Annotated in this window: 3 protein-coding genes; 2 read left to right on the top strand and 1 reads right to left on the bottom strand. The window is 71.9% G+C overall.

Features of this window, described 5'->3' with window-relative positions; genetic code table 11:
- Positions 1-1,114: helix-turn-helix domain-containing protein (locus GTW43_RS02805; protein ID WP_161299948.1), on the bottom strand; the 1,114-nt coding region annotated here is incomplete at its 3' end.
- Between the two features lie 260 nt (positions 1,115-1,374).
- Between GTW43_RS02805 and GTW43_RS02800 the strand changes: the two genes are divergently transcribed.
- Positions 1,375-1,797, top strand: coding sequence for a hypothetical protein (locus GTW43_RS02800; protein WP_161299947.1), 423 nt, complete (start codon positions 1,375-1,377; stop codon positions 1,795-1,797).
- Positions 1,798-1,915: 118 nt separating this feature from the next.
- Positions 1,916-2,643, top strand: a 728-nt coding sequence (gene glgA, locus GTW43_RS02795; RefSeq protein WP_343245875.1) for a glycogen synthase, incomplete at its 3' end; no start/stop codon positions are given.

Raw genomic sequence — 2,643 nt, 5'->3', positions numbered from 1 at the left:
GGACGCCCGCGAGCACGGTGCGGGCCAGGACCGCTTCGGGGCGCGGCTCGCCGTCCAGCAGGTCCAGAGCCCGGGACGCGTGCTGACGCGCTTCGTCGAACCGGCTCAACCGGAGGCACACGGAGGCGAGTTGGATCTGCGCGTCCGCCTGTTCGATCGGCGTGCCGACCTCGGCGAGCCGGCTGTTCGCCTGCCCGAGCAGGTGGAGCGCGCGCTCGGGGTCGGCCGGATCGCACTCCAGCAGCAGCGTCCCGTAGGCGGCGGCGAGCAGCGCATGATGGCGCACGTGATCACTCTCGGCCAGCAGTGCGCGGGCCCGCTCGGTCAGGGCGAGGGCCTGGTCCACGTCGCCTCGGGACTGTGCCACCAGCGCCGCGTTCCAGTACGTCTCCCGCTGCGCGATCCGGCCGCCGCGCTCGTCGGCGATCCTGATGAGGCGGTCGGCCACGAGGTGGGCCTTCGCCAGATCACCGCGTGCGCGGTAGCAGCCGACCAGTGCGGCTCCCAGCTGGATGTGGTCGTCGGTGGCCTGCAGTCCGAGCTGGTCGAGCCGGCGCACGGCCCGCTCGCCGATGTCGACACTCAGGACGTGGTCACCGAGCGCCTGGTGGCACCGGGTCAGCGCGGTGGCCAGCCGGCTCCACTCCGCGGACCCCGCGACACACCGCGGATCCTCGTACAGCGCGGTGAGGGACTGGACGGCGGCCTCCAGGCGCCCGAGCTGCTCGAGCGCCAGCGCCTGCCCGAGGCGCGCACGACGCACGGTGTCCTCGGGAAGGACGGGCGCCGAGGCGAGCACCTCGCTGTAGGCGTGCAGAGCCTGGCCGCCCTCCCCGTTGTGCAGGGAGAGTTCGGCGAAGGCCGCCTTGAGCTCCAGCTCGCGGGTACGGGTCTCGTCCTGGCCGGTGAGCAGGTAGCTGGTGGTGCATCCCAGCCGCTCGGCCAGAAGGGCGACGACGGTGCTCGACGGCGTGCGCTTGCCGGACTCGATCAGCGAGATGTAGCTCACCGAGACGTCGCCGCTGGACAGGTCCTGCTGCTTGAGGCCCCGGGCACGGCGGAGGTCACGAAGCCGCCGGCCGGTACCTTCACCGTCTTCGGCAGTTCTGTCCACAGGTGTCCTCCGGGCCTTGCGGGTGAGTCATCGACACAGCAGCGCAAATTTTACAGGAAGTTTGACAAGGAGCGCCATCCTCGGTGACAGATTCGTCACCCCGCCCCGGCACCGCGCACTCGGCACGACTTCAGGTTGTACAAGGTCCCTTTTGGCGGCTCGGCGCGGATCGCGCTTAGGGTCACGGCGAGTGACGGTGGACATCGCGCCCGCGACCCGGGCCGATGCGGACGCGTGCGGGTTCGAGACAGGAGATGGGCATGTTCCGACCGATGCGGCGTGCGGCCTTCTTCGATCTCACCCGTCCCCCACGTCCGGCGGCGGAGGACCTGGCCCTCGACCAGGCGCTGGCGAGGCACCGGGCCGAGGGCGATCTGGTGGTGCTCGTGATGGACGCTCACCAGCGGCTGCCCCGCCCGCCGGTGGCCGAGGAGACGTTGATCCGGCTGTCCCCGTCCGGCACCGGCGATCTGGACAAGTGCGCGGCGGTCATCGAGGCGATGGCCCGCCTGTGCATCGACCCGGCCAGTTGCTTCGGCTACGGGGACTGGTGCGTGGGCACGGGGCTGCTCAGCGTCGTGGGCAATCCGCGCGTCCTCACCTGCAGTGCCTGCCCCACGGACAGTCTCGAGCTCGCCCAGAAGCGCGGCTGGCCCGTCGTCAGGTCACCGTCCGCCGTGTAGAGACGCGGCGGGCGATGACACCGGCCCGCGCCGCAACCGCCGTAGCCCCCGTCGCTCGCCCCCGGACCCCCAGGAAGTCGCCATGCCTGTGCCGCCGCCCCCCGCCGCCTCGTCCCGCATCCGCGTCGATCTGCTCACCAAGGAATTCCCCCCGGAGATCTACGGCGGCGCCGGCGTCCACGTCGCCGAACTCGCCACCGAACTGCGCGCACTGGTGGATCTCGAGGTGCGCTGCTTCGGCGCCCCGCGCGACGCGCGGCACGTGACGGCCTACGCGGAACCCGAGTTGCCCGGCGAGCCGAACCCGGCGCTGCGCACCCTCGGGGTGAACGTGGAGATGGCCGCCGCCTGCACGGGCGCGGACCTGGTCCACAGCCACACCTGGTACGCCAACGCGGCGGGCCGGCTCGCGCAGGTGCTGCACGGCATTCCCCACGTCGCCACCACCCACAGCCTCGAGCCGCTGCGCCCCTGGAAGGCCGAACAGCTGGGCGGCGGTTACGCGTTGTCCTCGTTGGTGGAGCATGCGGCACTCGAGACCGCGGACGCGCTGATCGCCGTCTCGCACGGCATGCGCCAGGACATCCTGAGGGTGTATCCCGGCGTGGATCCGGCCCGGGTGCACGTGGTGCACAACGGCATCGACACCCGGGCCTACCGCCCGGACGACCGTACGACCGCCCTCGAGCGCCACGGGGTGGACCCCGGGCGGCCCATCGTCCTGTTCGTCGGGCGCGTCACCCGGCAGAAGGGTTTGCCTCAACTGCTGCGCGCGGCCTTCGACCTGGACCCCCGGGCCCAGCTCGTGCTGTGCTGCGGGCAGCCGGACACCCCCGAGATCGCGTA

Origin of the sequence: Streptomyces sp. SID5785, from assembly GCF_009870065.1 — a bacterium.
Classification (GTDB): domain Bacteria; phylum Actinomycetota; class Actinomycetes; order Streptomycetales; family Streptomycetaceae; genus Streptomyces.
Note: the sequence above shows the minus strand (reverse complement) of the source record. Positions and strands in the feature narration are given on the sequence as shown.

Bases quoted from the DNA above. Each gene is read 5' to 3' on its own strand.
- GTW43_RS02800 (WP_161299947.1), top strand. From the start codon at position 1,375: ATGTTCCGACCGATGCGGCGTGCGGCCTTCTTCGATCTCACCCGTCCC.